The organism is Pseudomonas corni (assembly GCF_057128765.1).
Window position 1 is genome coordinate 85,234 of record NZ_JBSKHW010000005.1, and the last position, 14,296, is coordinate 99,529.

General features: G+C 58.5%; 13 protein-coding genes. 4 read left to right on the plus strand and 9 right to left on the minus strand.

Annotation, left to right across the window (positions count from 1 at the left end; all coding sequences use genetic code 11):
* Positions 1–411: 411 nt before the first annotated feature.
* From ACWKV9_RS10605 to ACWKV9_RS10640, 8 genes are all read right to left on the minus strand, one after another.
* The gene (locus ACWKV9_RS10605) at positions 412–630 is read right to left on the minus strand and encodes a hypothetical protein (protein WP_483836068.1); all 219 of its coding nucleotides are present in this window, start codon (positions 628–630) and stop codon (positions 412–414) included.
* Positions 631–763: 133 nt separating this feature from the next.
* Positions 764–1,393 (minus strand): CGNR zinc finger domain-containing protein, encoded by a 630-nt coding sequence (locus ACWKV9_RS10610; RefSeq protein ID WP_483836069.1) that lies wholly within the window; start codon positions 1,391–1,393, stop codon positions 764–766.
* A 105-nt stretch (positions 1,394–1,498) separates the two neighbouring features.
* Positions 1,499–2,107 carry an adenylyl-sulfate kinase gene (gene cysC, locus ACWKV9_RS10615; RefSeq protein WP_483836070.1) on the minus strand — a complete coding sequence of 203 codons (609 nt, stop codon included), beginning with the start codon at positions 2,105–2,107 and terminating at the stop codon, positions 1,499–1,501.
* A 23-nt stretch (positions 2,108–2,130) separates the two neighbouring features.
* A complete protein-coding gene (locus ACWKV9_RS10620; RefSeq protein ID WP_483836071.1) occupies positions 2,131–2,922 on the minus strand; it encodes a class I SAM-dependent methyltransferase in 792 nt (263 codons plus the stop codon).
* Positions 2,873–4,069, minus strand: a complete 1,197-nt coding sequence (locus ACWKV9_RS10625; protein WP_483836072.1) for a hypothetical protein — start codon at positions 4,067–4,069, stop codon at positions 2,873–2,875. Before ACWKV9_RS10625 ends, ACWKV9_RS10620 begins: the two co-directional genes overlap by 50 nt.
* 32 nt (positions 4,070–4,101) lie before the next feature.
* Positions 4,102–4,833, minus strand: a complete 732-nt coding sequence (locus ACWKV9_RS10630) for an SDR family NAD(P)-dependent oxidoreductase (protein WP_483836073.1) — start codon at positions 4,831–4,833, stop codon at positions 4,102–4,104.
* Positions 4,830–5,570, minus strand: coding sequence for a sulfotransferase-like domain-containing protein (locus tag ACWKV9_RS10635; protein WP_483836074.1), 741 nt, complete (start codon positions 5,568–5,570; stop codon positions 4,830–4,832). Before ACWKV9_RS10635 ends, ACWKV9_RS10630 begins: the two co-directional genes overlap by 4 nt.
* The gene (locus ACWKV9_RS10640) at positions 5,567–6,802 is read right to left on the minus strand and encodes a transaldolase family protein (protein ID WP_483836075.1); all 1,236 of its coding nucleotides are present in this window, start codon (positions 6,800–6,802) and stop codon (positions 5,567–5,569) included. The genes ACWKV9_RS10635 and ACWKV9_RS10640 overlap by 4 nt, the downstream gene beginning before the upstream one ends.
* A 472-nt stretch (positions 6,803–7,274) precedes the next feature.
* Between ACWKV9_RS10640 and ACWKV9_RS10645 the strand changes: the two genes are divergently transcribed.
* On the plus strand, positions 7,275–7,817 hold the full coding sequence (locus ACWKV9_RS10645; RefSeq protein WP_483836076.1) for a cytochrome b: 543 nt from the start codon (positions 7,275–7,277) through the stop codon (positions 7,815–7,817).
* Positions 7,818–8,099: 282 nt separating this feature from the next.
* Here the strand turns inward: ACWKV9_RS10645 and ACWKV9_RS10650 are convergent, their stop codons facing one another.
* Positions 8,100–10,229, minus strand: a complete 2,130-nt coding sequence (locus tag ACWKV9_RS10650; protein WP_483836205.1) for a TonB-dependent siderophore receptor — start codon at positions 10,227–10,229, stop codon at positions 8,100–8,102.
* A 574-nt stretch (positions 10,230–10,803) separates the two neighbouring features.
* Here ACWKV9_RS10650 and efeU point away from each other — a divergent pair.
* The 3 genes from efeU to efeB all read left to right on the plus strand — a co-directional run bounded on the left by efeU (position 10,804) and on the right by efeB (position 14,277).
* Positions 10,804–11,673 (plus strand): iron uptake transporter permease EfeU, encoded by an 870-nt coding sequence (efeU, locus tag ACWKV9_RS10655; protein WP_483836077.1) that lies wholly within the window; start codon positions 10,804–10,806, stop codon positions 11,671–11,673.
* A gap of 8 nt (positions 11,674–11,681) precedes the next feature.
* The gene (gene efeO / locus ACWKV9_RS10660; RefSeq protein WP_483836078.1) at positions 11,682–12,893 is read left to right on the plus strand and encodes an iron uptake system protein EfeO; all 1,212 of its coding nucleotides are present in this window, start codon (positions 11,682–11,684) and stop codon (positions 12,891–12,893) included.
* Between the two features lie 67 nt (positions 12,894–12,960).
* Entirely contained in the window at positions 12,961–14,277 is a 1,317-nt protein-coding gene (gene efeB, locus ACWKV9_RS10665; protein WP_483836079.1) for an iron uptake transporter deferrochelatase/peroxidase subunit, read from the plus strand.
* The last annotated feature ends 19 nt before the right edge of the window (positions 14,278–14,296 follow it).

Below are 14,296 nucleotides of genomic sequence, written 5' to 3' on the forward strand. Positions count from 1 at the left end.
GATCGCGGGCAAGCGACGCTCCTACGCCCTTCGGGCAGAATCAACCGCGTCGCGGGCGAACCGTGATCCAACGGGCGCTTTCTGAACCGCGAGGTCGCTGAAGTACAGCTTCTGCCCGGAGGGCGTAGGAGTCCGGCTTGCCGACGATGGGATGCGAAGCGGCCCCGAAACCTGATGTTTGGGTAACCTCTGACACACCGCACGCGCTGGTTTTGCTGCCGCTTCGCGCCAGATCGTCCGGATGCGGCCCAGAGCAAGCAACGCTCCTACGCCCTTCGGGCAGAATCAAAAGCTTCGCGGGCAAGCCTCGCTCCAACGAGGTCCTTCTGACCCCATCAGATAGGTGATTTACAGCTTCTGCCCGGAGGGCGTAGGAGTCCGGCTTGCCGACCATGGGGCGCGAAGCGGACCTCAAACCTGAGGTACGACGTTGTCTTTGACGTCGGGGTCTTCGGGGAGGGTTTCCGGGTCGGCAGGGTCCAGGCCGCCGGGTGGGACTTCGTCAGGGCCGATGCCAGGCACGCCTTCTTCGGGAAAGCCCGGCGTTGCCATATCATCGCCGTAGTCTGGTCCCGGGTTCTGTGACAGAGGATTTTGCGAAATAAGTTGTTCGGTCAGATTATTTTTCATGACTCACCTCGTATGGGCACCAGAGCAGGCGCCCTGTACGTTGGAATCAGGGAGGCATCAGGCGTTCAGCCTATTTGTCAGCCATCTATCGGGGTGACCGTTTGCACAGAGCACCTGGCAACAGCGCCTCAGACTAACCACCCCAACGCCGGGCCTTTTCCCGGCTGCCGCAGATGTTCATCTGGCACCAGCGGCGGCGACCGTTTTTTGAGAGGTCTATAAATAGCCAGTCGCAGTTCGGTGTGGCGCAGGCCTTGAGCCTGCCGCGATCAGGTCCAGTCAACAGCGCAGCGGCCTGCACCGCTACGCGCCCGATCAGGCTGGCGGTCACTGCCTGCGGGGACTCACAAGCGCGCCAGCACCAAAGGGTGCCAAACGGCGATGACACCAACACCCGTTGGCCAGCGGTCAGCACCAACTGATCGTTAAGCGCATCAAGCGCGCGCTCATCGACGGCGTTGCCTAGCGCGACCGGCAACAGCAACTGATACAGCGCCTCGCGAAAACTGATTAGCTCCTTGAATGCCGTCACTTGCTGCCACGAGCAATGCTGCATGAGTTCCAGAAAGTGTCGATGCTCATCCGTCGAAATCAGTCCGGCGTGTAGGTACCAGTGAATGATGTCTTCCAGGCACGACAATTTGTCGACCACAGCTTCCAACGCCGTGCCGGGACGACGGCCGTCGCAGGTGTTCAGAAAATCCAGGACAGAGAGACCGCCCACCAGGCGGATGGCATTTATCTTGGACTGACTGACTGACATGTCACACCTCTGATATCGACACGACCAACAAGCATGGCAGAAAACTCCCAATTGTCAGGGCTTTCACCCTGACCGAGCGGCCCCCAGGCGCGGCGTCATCAGGCGTCAACCGGCTCGAACGCGACGCAGCCAGGCATCAATCAGCCCGACGGCCCCCGCGACACTGATCTGATCGCTGCGCAAGTGCAATTCCGGACACACCGGGGGTTCATACGGCGAGTCTATTCCAGTGAAGCCTGCAAGCTCACCGCTTCTGGCGCGGCGATACAGACCTTTGGGGTCGCGGGCTTCGGCGACGGCCAAAGGAACTTCGACAAACACCTCGACGAACCGGTCATTGCCAATGATCGAGCGTGCGTAATGCCGCGCCTCACGGGTGGGCGAAATCAGAGCCACCAGCACTGTCAATCCGGCGTCAGTCATCAATGCGGCCACCTCGGCGACGCGTCGAACATTTTCATCGCGGTCCTGCTCGCTGAAGCCCAGATCCCGACACAGGCCGGTACGTAACGAATCGCCATCCAGAATCGCGGTTTTAAGGCCTCGTGCGATCAACACCGAATTCAGGCCGTTGGCGATGGTCGATTTTCCCGCCGCCGAAAGCCCGGTGAACCACAGCACCTGAGGCGGCCAGGCACTGTCTTGGGTTTTGTGCCGGGTGAACGTGTAGGGATAAATATGCTCACGGGTATTGAAGCCGGATTGAATGTTCATGGTGACCTTCCTTGGTGGTGAGGCTATGAAACTTTTCGAAGTGCGACGTGAATGATGAAATCGCAGCGCAGCGGGTCATACAGCGGCTTGAAATCGCCAAACGATTGCACGCCGCTAAAACCGGCCTGCAAGATCTCGCTGCACAGCTTTAGCGGGCGAACGGGTGCCACGCGCAAGCGATAAGTGGCCTCGTCGCTGAAGGTGTAAACGAACTCACACAACTGATCGCTGACCTCACCCAGAGTCACCTGCGCAGTCTGCCCACAGTAGTAATAGCGCCCGGACGACTTGAAATGCCCCGCCAGAATCGCCTGAAAATTGCGCTGATCCACGATCAGCACGCCTCCGGGCCGTAGCAGCTCATGGAAGCGCTGCAACACGGCCACCCGCTCGGCCTCGTCAAACACGTGACACAGCGAGCTGCCCAGACACAGCACGGCATCGAATGTGCCCAGCTGAGCAGGGTCCAGACTCATCCAGTCACAGCAGGCAATTGGAATATTCACGCCATGGCGAGCGAAATTGACGGTCGCCCGATCAACCATGGTCTGGCTGCCATCGCTGGCCCGGACACGAAATCCTGCCTTTTTCAGCTGCACGGCGTGAAAGCCACTGCCGGTGGAGACGTCGAGAACCGAGCAGGCGCCGAGACTGAGCAGCACGTCAGTGAAAAAGCTGCCCTCCCCGATGGCGCGCTTATCCCAGTCGATCAGCTCATCCCAGCGGCTGACAAAATCCTCTGAGTACTGCCGGGCGTAGTCTTGATCAACGCTGTGGGACAAATCGGACGGAGTGTTTAGGCGGCGCTGTCGCATAACTCGTAGCTCCCTGTTTGCCGACGCTATCAGCGAAGGCTTTATATTTGCTGCCCAACTCCTCTGCCCAGGAAGCCGCATCGGCGACTTTCATATGAGGCATGAAGAATCCAAGCAGCGATTCCATGACGGTCATCTGCTCAAGCCCGAATGAAACGCTGCCGTCGGCCCTGATCATGTCGATACCATCTTGTCGCTGGCCCAACTGATTGGCGCTGATTGCCTCCGCTCTTCCGATGCCATAGGGCAACGACAGCAGCACCTGGCCCATACCAATGCGTACCGGGTAGCCGCCCGGCAGTCCGTGGGGACCGGGGGCATGGGTTTCGATCTCTTGCAGCCCGAACAGGTTGTCGATGACGTTGACCGCCGAGGCCGCCGTGAGGAACTGACCGTCGACACCGCCCAGACGTCGAAAGCAGGTCGCGACCCGGTCAAAAATATTGCGGGCACTGAATTCGCCGGTCCATTCCACCCCATTGACCCAATAACACAGGTGGAAATTGGCCTCATCCGGCAAGCCTGCCCGTGGCACGTAATGGCTGAAATAATGCTGCCCGACCAGTTTGACCCGCACTTTATCCGGCTCGCATCCGGCTAAAAGCGCAATTGCGCTGCGGGTGGCAGGCACCAGATTGGCGATGTTGCCCGCGCCGACGTCCGGTGCCAGCCCGACTTTGTCCAGCGCTGCATTCACTGCGTCGGGGTACGCCACATTGACTGTCAATGCCCGTACTCCCGATTGCCGTACCGCTCGCATCAGCGCATAGGCCGGTGCCAGATGCATGGGCAGCCACGGCCCCAATTGCGCTTTATCCAGTGCCTCGAAACTGGGTTTGGGCAGTTGTGTGATGATCCGCCAAGACTGCAACGAGGCGCAGTTGACGATGATGTCCGGTCTGATCGACGCCAGCGTTGCAGCGTTCTGTTCGATGTTCGCTTCGTTCAGGTCCATATGGCAGGGCTGGATCGAAACGTCGGCATCCAATTGCAGGGCGCCCAGGCGCACCAGATTACATAGCCGCGTCGCGCCCTCCAGATCGCGACTGGCTACATGAAAGTGAAACCCGTTGCGTGGCGCGAGGATTTGCAGAATTTGCAGACAGAGGTTGCCGCCTCCAACGATGAGCAGCTTTTTGCGATGCATGATCATTCTCCCTCAACAACAAAGTAGTGGGCTTATCGCGGGTAGGCGCCGTTATCGACCGGAATGATTTTTCCGGTCAGGTGCCGGCTTTGATCGGATAACAAAAACATGATCACGTCGGCCACCCCCGCTGGGTAAATAGGGTCTTTGAGGATTTCCTGACGCTGGTACTCCTTGCGTCGATGTTCGGGAATGCGGTCGTAAATAGAGGTATCGAGGATCAGCGCGGGGGACACAGCGTTCACCCGGACCTGCGGCGCAAAATTCCAGGCATTGGCCTTGGTCAGGCCTATCACTCCGGCCTTGGTGGCGCCGTACAGGGCATCGAAGCTGCCGACTTCCCCGGCGACCGAGGTGATATTGATGATGCAGCGCGAGGCATCGGTATGAGCAGGCCCTCTGGCGAAGTCCTTGGACAGATAGACAAGGGATTGAAGGTTGAGCGCCCAGATTTCGTCTATCTCGTCATCGGAATAGTCGTAGACGCTTTTGCCGTGGTAGAGGCCTGCATTGTTGACCAGAGCGTATAAAGACTCATGCCCGTACTTGCTGGATAAATCGGGAATGAAGGATTTGAAAACTTCTCGCCGGGAGAAGTCAGCGACATGCACCTCCAGCGCTTCACCGCGCAATCCTTGCTGCAGCGCCACCAGGCCTTCTTTGTCTTTGTCGGCGGCGATCACGTAATACCCCGCTTCGACACACGCCAGCACCGTGGCTTTACCGATGCCGTTGGCCGCGCCGGTAATCACGACTTTTTTCATGCTTGCCCCTGCTGAGCGAATTGATTCATACGTTCGTAAAACGGCCGGTGAACCTCGTAGTACTCAACCAGGCGTGGATGAACCTGCAATTGCGCGGCGTCGAACTCTGAGGTGTGAGCCTCGGATATTCCGGTGCTGAGGGCTGCGTCCTGATGCCAGCTGCGCCATGGCAGCCATTGCCGCGGACAGGACGCTGGCCAGTTCATGGACTGGGGCAAGAACTCCAGCTGCAAGTGATCGCACAGCTTGCGTACGGTGTATTCGGGCCTGCGCGCCAACTCATCGGCATTGATCACGTAGGGCGTTTTGCCGGTCAGGCGGGTGACGCGGCAGAAAATCTCGTACAGCGCCTGGTGACCGATGGACTGCACGGGCATCTGCGAGAAGATCGCGTAGTGCGAAAGAATGGCGCGACCCGGTTCGCGGATGATGAACACGTTCTGCTGCTCCAGCAGAAACTCGTCATCGATCTTCAGTTCATTCAGGCAGTGGTAGCACATGTCTTTATGAAAGACGTGACGACGCTGGCGTGCACTGCGCAACAGCGCCTTGACCTCTTCATAGGTAGTCGGCAGGCCGCAATCCAGGTCATCAGACGGGATCGCCGAGTGCTTATCGAACGCCACGTGGGCCAAGGGCTCATGGAACACCTCGAAATCCTGACGCTCGATGAAGACCCGTTCCAGCGCCGTGGAGCGCGAACGTGGATGCGCCCACAACGCGATCATGCGGTTCATGTACGGGCTCCGGTCAAAGAGGTGTGACGCCACACGTCCGGCATTGGCGTGGCATTTAGCCCTTGCCTGGCAAAGCCTTCGACAACTGCCTCTAGTTGCCCGTGGGCGACGCAGGCTTCATTACGCGCGGTGATGAATGCCGGGTGATGCTCGAAGGCTGCGGCGTCCAGACCGTTTTCGAAAAACGCGTCGGTGAAATAAGGGATGCGCAGCAGTTTGTTCATCACATCATCAGGAATGTGCCACCGTCTGGATGCTGGCAACACCGGTTTACCGCTGGCTTGACGCTGCAACAGGAATTCGATGATTTGCGGCGTCATGGTGTAAATGGTGGTGTCGGCACCCGTGCGTTCCAAATGCCAGGCGAATGCTTCGCCGTGCTCATCGGTGTCGACGCGCAGGCTGCAAAGCAGCAGTCGTGCCGGGATTTGCCACCGTTGCAGCAACACCTCAAGAGAGTAGTAAATCGCCAGTTCAGCCCAGCGTTTGTCGGTCTGAGTCAGGGTGATGCCGCACTGGCGCGCTTGCTGATCCAATTGCGGCTCGTCGCCGAACCTGCCGATCATGAAGCTGATCACGTACTGCGCACCGCTGACATCGACCTGATTTTGCCGCGCCTTTAGCCGGCCGCGATGAATAGCCTCAAGGCCAGCGTTCAATTGCGACGCAGTGAAGCACAAGGTGTTGTTGATCGAGCAACCCTTGGCGACCAGTTGTTCAATGGCTTTATAACCATTGAGGCTGCCGGGCACTTTGACCATCACATTGGGGGCCAGCCGCGACAGTTCGTATCCTCGCGCGAGCAAAAGCTCGGTGCTGTGCAACTGCGTGGTATCCACCTGCGCCGACAACCAGCCAAGTCGGCCGCCTGACAATCTCCACAGTGGATGAAGCTCACGCGCCCCTTCGACGATCAGTCGGTCGTAAAGCTGCCGAGCCCTGTTCTGCGATAGCGGATCGGGCTCGAGAGCGGCCACCCAGTCATGGGTTATATCGGCATCTTCCAATAACGCCCGTGCCACCAGTTTTGGATTGGTGGTGGCGCCAGTTAGTCCTCCTTCAGTATCAAGCCAAAACTTGGGAAGCAATTTTTCTATATGTGAACTGATCTGCGGGTAACGACCTAATACCAAGTTTCTGAAATCTGCATACAGTGTTGGCGAAGCATCCCACCATACTTCCGAGTCTGGGTTTTGGGATTTCAACAGGCGAGCGAAGTCCGGGAGATCCATCTTTCATGGTCCTTATGAAAAAATGTTCGGCGCAGGCAGTAAACACGCCAATGGAACTGCGATACGGGTATACAGGTAGCTGCATAGCTTTGGTGCCGAAGGTAAAGATGGATGCAGAGCGGATACCTGTCAAATCCGATTGACTGGTTTTTTTATCACGAATGATTCTAAGAGCGGAGTGATCCATTCTTTGAATACATTGAACAATGATGACTTACTTCGCCCCTCAAACGGATGAGCTCATTCGAAGCTAACGCTATATAACACGGCAATTTTTTAATCTTTTTTGATATCAGCCTGATTATTTACTTGCCTGTCTTTTCAATGACCAAACGTATTCCAGTTTTAATTCATTGAACGTCCGGGCTGTGAGTTATCCGTTCAATAACGTGCGCAAATTAGGTTAATCTTCCGGCCACTGATCCCTGACCTCAATCTGAAGCGTTCAGTTAAAAAAAGAGAGGATATAACCGTGACGACACCTTCCACCGCACAACGCTACAGCTACAAGGCCCGCTGGCTACATTGGGTCATGGCCGGTTTGATCGTACTGGCCTACATCCTGATCCTGAGTCGAAGCCAGTTTGCCAAAGGTACGGACCTGCGCACACTGGTAGTTCAGAGCCATTTCTGGGTGGGCATTGTGGTTCTGATCATGGCGTTCTTCCGTGTCGCCGAGCGTCACCGGCACACCCCGCCGGGGATTACCCCGCCGCTGGAAGGCGCATTGCGTCTGGCCGCGAGCGTTTCACATTACGCGCTGTATGCGTTTCTGTTCGCCCAACCGCTGATGGGTCTTTTCACGGTACTGCTGGAACGCGGCGCTTTGCCCATTCCTCTGACTCAGTTGGCCATCCCCTCGCCCTTCGATGTTTCCAAGGACACGGCCGAGAGCCTTGAGCACTATCACGTGCTGTTGGGCACGATCTTCTATTACGTCATTGGCCTGCATGTCATTGCAGCGATCTGGCATCACTTTGTGCGCAAGGACAATACTGTCAAACGGATGGTTTAGAGCAAACGCTCTGTAGGGGCGCGCTTGTTGGTGAGAACAAACAGCAGTGTGACAGCCATCAATTCTCGCGAATAAATTCGCTCCTACAGGATTGCGACAGTCAGTGACCGCCCTTAGATCTTGCGGCGATCTGTACAGATCGGTGCATGGAGTGGGGGCGGCGATGCCCATGATCCGTGGGAGCGGACCTGTCCGCGAAGGCAATCGTTAAGCCAGCGGATCTCCATCGGATTCACAGGCCCCTTCGCGGACGGGTCCGCTCCCACAGGATTCACATTTGCGTCAAAACTCCAGCTTCGCCCGGGCAATCAACTGCCGAGGCTCGCCGATCGTGATGGCCGGTGAGCCCAAACCGCTGGCCGAGGTGTAATAGCGCTCGTCGAACATGTTTTTCAGATTCAACTGCAAGGTCAGGTCGCGCTCGTCGAGCTTCATTTTGTAGGCGACAAATGCATCGGCGACTTTTGACGACGGCAGGTAATACTCGACACCCGCGCCATCGTTCACGCCCCAGCGACTGGCGTAACGGGCACCGGCGCCAGCCCGCAGATTACCAATACCGACATGGCCAAAATCACGGGTCAGGTAAACCGCTGCGGTGTGTTTTGACACGCCATCGAGCGGCTGGCCCTTGAGAATCGGGTCTTCCAGCACTTCGGTGTCGGTGTAAGCGTAGCTGCCGGTGATGCTCCAGTTCTCATTGATCTGCCCGGTGATGTCCGCTTCCAGCCCGCGGGACTGCACCTCGCCCGACACCCGGGTACAGGTCTCGGTGCCGCATTGCTCGCTGGTCTGCACGTTCTTTTTGTTGATGTTGAACAGGGCGACGGTAGCGGTCAGGTAGTTGTTCTGGAATTTGCTGCCGATCTCGTAGGCCTTGCCCTCCTCCGGTGGCAGATCGCCAATGGGTGAGGCAATCGAGGTATTGGGACGGAATGACTCGGTGTAGCTGCCGTACACCGACCACTCTGGCTGGATCATGTAGACCAGCCCGAGGCGTGGCACCACCTTGCTGTCCTTGACGTCGGCACCAACCACGAACGGGCGGCCCTTGCCGGTTATTTCGTCGAAGGCGTCGTAACGCAGGCCAGCCTGGAAAATCCACTTATCGCTCAGATGGATCGAGTCCTGAACGAAGAAAGCGTGGGTGCGCAGGTGGTCGCTCTGGTCGCTGTTCGCGGCGCTGACCGTGCTCGGTTGCGGGGTCACGCCGTATACCGGGGTGTTGTAATTGAAGTCTGCCTTGTTGGCGCTGCGATACAGGTCGCCCAGATCACGCTCGTTTTTCATGTAATCGGCGCCGATCAGCAACTCGTGGCGGATATCGCCCCAGTACAGATCGCCCAGCGCGTTGACCGTTGCGGTGTGCGCGACCTGCACCGCATCGCGGGTGGCATCGCCCCGTCGCGTCACGGCGCCGGTGGTGTAGTTGGCCGAGATGTAACGCGACTGGTAGTCGTTGTAGTAATTGCGGCTGTAGCCGTAACCGGTGCGCAGGGTCCAGATGTCATTGAGGCGGTGTTCCATGCGCAGATCCACGGAGTCCGAGCGGCCGGTGGTGACGTTGAACGGTTCGTCCAGACGCCGGTTGCGCGGGATGTCCAGCACCTTGCCGGTCTTGGGATTGATCTGGGTGCCACGGTCGAATGGCACCGAATATTCCATGTGCTCGTAAGCCACCGACACCGTCGTGTCATCGCCATACCAGGCCAGCGACGGCGCGATTACCGTTTGATCGATGCTGCCGAAACTGCGCCAGTAATCGTAGTTCTGCTTGTCGGCGATGAAGCGATAAGCAAGTCCGCTGCTGCCCAGCGGGCCGGTCAGGTCGATCTGTTCGCCGCCGCCACCGAAGCTGCTACCGAACGCTGAAATCGAGCGGGCTTCGGTCAGTTGTGGCTTTTTGGTCACGACGTTGATCACCCCGCCCGGGTCCTGCACGCCGTAGAGCATAGACGCCGGGCCTTTGAGCACTTCGATGCGCTCGGTGGTCGGGGTGAAGTTGCGCGCCTGCACCGATTGCATGCCGTCGCGCATGATCGAATTGTCGCGGTTGGTGCCGAAACCGCGTTTCTGAATCGCGTCCTGAGTGCCGCCCAGCGTATTGCCCTGCTTCACGCCGCTGACCGCGTTGATCGCCTCGTCAAGGCTGCTCGGCTGTCGGTCCTCAATGACGCGGTTGGTCACCACGTTGACCGTGGCAGGCGTTTCCACCAGCGGTGTGTTGGTGCGCGTCGCGACAGAGGCGCGGCGGGCCTGATAGCTGGTTTTGCTTTGTTCTACATCGCTGGCTTCTGCGGACTGCGACGCGGCATCGATGTTGACCGCGTCCAGTTGCAGCTCTTGCGCCTGGGCAATCGACGCAAGCCCCAGCGAACACAGCAATGCCGTCGCCGAACACACACCGAGCAATGAAGGGGGATGAGCAAGAAAGGTAGGTCTGCGGACACCGGATAGAACTGTCATGACGGGGTAAACCTGAGCTGTCGATGAGTAAGAAACATCGTGATGAAACGAGTCTGATTCTCACTACACGTAAGCCGGAGGGGTTTACCTCACATCAATTCTCAAAATAAGTTCGATAGCGCTGCTCTCAACAGAAGCTGCCTGCGCGTCTGTAGGAGACAACTTGTTGGCGAGCCCGACGCTGCGGTGTGTCAGCGCCCCCCCCCTCGCGAACAAGTTCGCTCCTACAGGTAATGGAGGTTGATGCACAACTGTAGGAGCGCGCTTGCCCGCGATGGCAGTGTGTCAGATAACCACTCGTCAATTGACCTACTGCAATCGCGGGCAAGCGCGCTCCTAGAATGGGGCAGGCTCCGCAGTGGCTGAACGCCACCTGAACACGTGCACAAATTCTGGATTCTGCAAAAAAACAAGTATGCGCATTCAATAATGAGTATCATTATGTTACGCACTGGCTGAATGCGAATGACTACGTCACGCGTTCACGCTACACACCCTAACAGCCTTTACCCGGTGAATCATGCTCGTTCCTTTTTTGATCATGCTGCGCGAAGGGATTGAAGCCGCGCTCATCGTTGGCATCATTGCCAGCTACCTGAAACAGACCGGCCGTGGCGAATGGATGCCCGCTGTCTGGATCGGTGTTTTCCTCGCCGTGGCCCTGGCCTTGTTCGTCGGTGGCGGCCTGGAAATGGTCAGCGCCGAATTCCCGCAAAAGCAGCAAGAACTGTTCGAAGGTCTGGTCGGTCTGCTGGCCGTGGTGATCCTCAGTTCCATGGTGGTCTGGATGCGCAAAGTCGCGCGTTCGGTCAAACATGATCTGCATCAATCCCTGGACGCCGCCCTCGGCGGATCGAAAAACCAGACCTACGCGTTGATCGGCATGGTGTTCTTCGCCGTGGCTCGGGAAAGCCTTGAAACGGTTTTCTTCCTGCTCGCGATCTTCCAACAGAGCGAAGGCGCGTCGGGTCCGTTGGGCGCCCTGTTCGGCCTGATCATCGCGGTGTGCGTCGGCGTGGCTATCTATAAAGGCAGCATGCGCCTGAATCTGAGCCTGTTCTTCCGCTACACCGGCCTGTTCATCCTGGTCGTCGCGGCGGGCATTCTTTCCAATTCGGTGCGCTCGCTGCATGAGGCCGGCGTCTGGAATCACTTCCAGGACGTAGTCTTCGACATCAGCGCGACACTGCCGATGGACGGCCCGACCGGCTCGGTGCTGGCTGGGATGTTCGGCTATCAGGATGCGCCAACTGTCAGCGTGCTGACGGCCTATCTGGCCTATCTGATCTTCGCATTGGTTCTGTTCTTCAAGCCTCAGGCACGGGTGGTGAGTCTGCCCACCCGTCCGGCACATGAACACGGCCGATCTTCTTCAGTTCCGAACAAGTAAGGGCAACCATGACCACCAGTCCTACTGGCCTTCCACCTCAGAAAGCCAAACCTTCGCGCGCCCTGCAATTGGCAGTCGCCGGCTCCGTGATCCTGATGATCGCCGCCGGTGGCCTGTTCTACTACGCCTCCCAGGCCGCGCAGAAAAAACGCATCGCCAACAGCGGCAACGAAACCGTGGTGACGATTCACGCAAAAAATTGCGAGCCGAATGCGATCACCGTGCCCGCCGGCAAGAATGCCTTTCGCATCGTCAATGCCTCCGAGCGTGCGGTGGAATGGGAGATTCTCGACGGCGTGCTGGTTGTCGAAGAGCGTGAAAACATCGTTCCCGGCCTGAATCAGATCATCAACGCCAACCTGCAACCGGGCGACTATGAAATCACCTGCGGGCTGCTGAGCAACCCGCGCGGCACCCTGCACGTAACCCCGACTGCCGAATCCGACGCCGCCGCCAAGGCCCGTCCGTCGATGGTCGCGTTCATTGGTCCGCTGTCTGAATACCGCGTGTACCTCAGCACCCAGAGCAGTGCCCTGCTGCGTGCGGTGGGCGACTTGCAGCAAGCCATCGCCAGTGGCGACTTGAGCGCCGCGCAACAGGCTTATGCCCCGGCCCGCGCTGCTTACCAGCGGATCGCGCCTGCAGCTCAGCGTCTGTCGGAGCTGGACAACGCGGTCAACGCCCGCGCCGATTACTACGAAAAACGCGAGCAAGACCCAGGCTTCAGCGGCTTCCACCGCATTGAGTTCGGCCTGTTCCAGCAGCACTCGGTCGAAGGCCTGGCGCCAGTGGTCGAGCGTCTGCAAACCGACATCACCAGCCTCAAGCAAGCGCTGCTGGCCAACAGCATTGCGCCAGAGCAATTGGCGAGCATGGTCGTGCGCAACCTGCGCAGCCTGGCCGATGTACGCAGCTCTGGCGAAGAAGAACGCTACAGCCACGTCGATGTCAGCGGTTTCGCGGCAAACCTGGCAGGCACCCGCAAAGTGATCGATTTGTTGCGCCCCTTGCTGGCGAAGACGTCCGGCGAGCTGCTGAAGAAAATCGATACGGCTGCCACCGCGCTCGACGACCAGTTGCTGATGCTCAAGACCGACAACGGCTACACGCCGTATGACCAGGTCAACGCCGACACAAGAAAGCAAATTGCAGACAAGGCCAAGGCACTGGCCGACGCACTCGATGGAATCGATCCGGCCCTCGGCCTTTCAGGCCTTTAAGCGCGCCTTGGCGGGTGTGTCATTGCATCCGCCAAAGCCCTGAAACCAGAGCGAAGACTTAATCCAAATGAAAGATTCAGACGCATCCAACGCCCCGATTTCCGCTCAACGCCGCCGAGTCCTCATGGGCCTTGGCGCTGCGGGTGCGGCCATTGCCGGCAGCAGCCTGAGCGGCAATGTCCTGGCAGCGGCCTCCCCCGCCCAGGTCACCGAAGCCCCGAAAAGCGACAAGACACAGGACCACAACAGCTTCCACGGCGTACACCAGACCGGCATCGTCAATCCGCGTCCGGTCGCCGGCATGATGGTCTCGTTCGACGTCCTGGCTCAGGATCGCGAAGACCTGGAGCGGCTGTTTCGTACCCTCAACGAACGCATCGCTTTCCTGATGACCGGCGGCGCCGTGCCTCAGGTGGACCCGAAACTGCCACCGCTGGATTCCGGCATTCTCGGCCCAGTGGTGACGCCGGATAACCTCACCATCACGGTCTCGGTGGGCGAGTCGCTGTTCGACGAGCGTTTTGGCCTGGAAGCGGTCAAGCCCAAGCGCCTGCAACGCATGGTCGGCTTTCCCAATGATGCGCTGGAAGCCGATTGCTGCCACGGCGACTTGAGCATTCAGTTCTGCTCCAACGCCCCGGACAGCAACATTCACGCCCTGCGCGACATCGTGAAAAACCTGCCGGACCTGCTGCTGGTGCGCTGGAAACAGGAAGGCACGGTGCCGGCCCAGGCGCCACTCAAACCGGGCCAGCCTGCCGAGAGCGCGCGTAATTTCCTGGGCTTCCGCGACGGTTCGGCCAACCCCGATTCCAACGATCAGAAGGCCATGAACACGCTGGTCTGGGTGCAACCGGGCAGCGACGAACCTGAGTGGGCAGCCAACGGCAGCTACCAGGCCGTGCGGATCATTCGTAACTTCGTCGAGCGCTGGGACCGTACCCCGCTGCAAGAGCAGGAAGCGATCTTCGGTCGGGTCAAAACCACCGGCGCGCCGATGGACGGCAAGGCCGAGACCGACGTCCCGGACTACCACAAAGACCCTGAAGGCAAGGTCACCAAGATGGACGCGCACATCCGTCTGGCCAACCCGCGCACGGCCGAAACCCAGCGCAACCTGATCCTGCGCCGCCCGTTCAACTACTCCAACGGCGTGAACAAGAACGGTCAGTTGGACATGGGCTTGCTGTTCATCTGTTATCAGTCGGATCTCGAAAAAGGCTTCATCACCGTGCAGACCCGCCTCAATGGAGAGCCGCTGGAGGAATACCTCAAGCCGATCGGTGGCGGTTACTTCTTTACCTTGCCGGGCGTTGTGAATGATCAGGATTTCATCGGTCGTTCCTTGCTGGCCGCGTCTGCTCCTAAAACAACAACTGCCTGATACCACTTACCTCACAGGA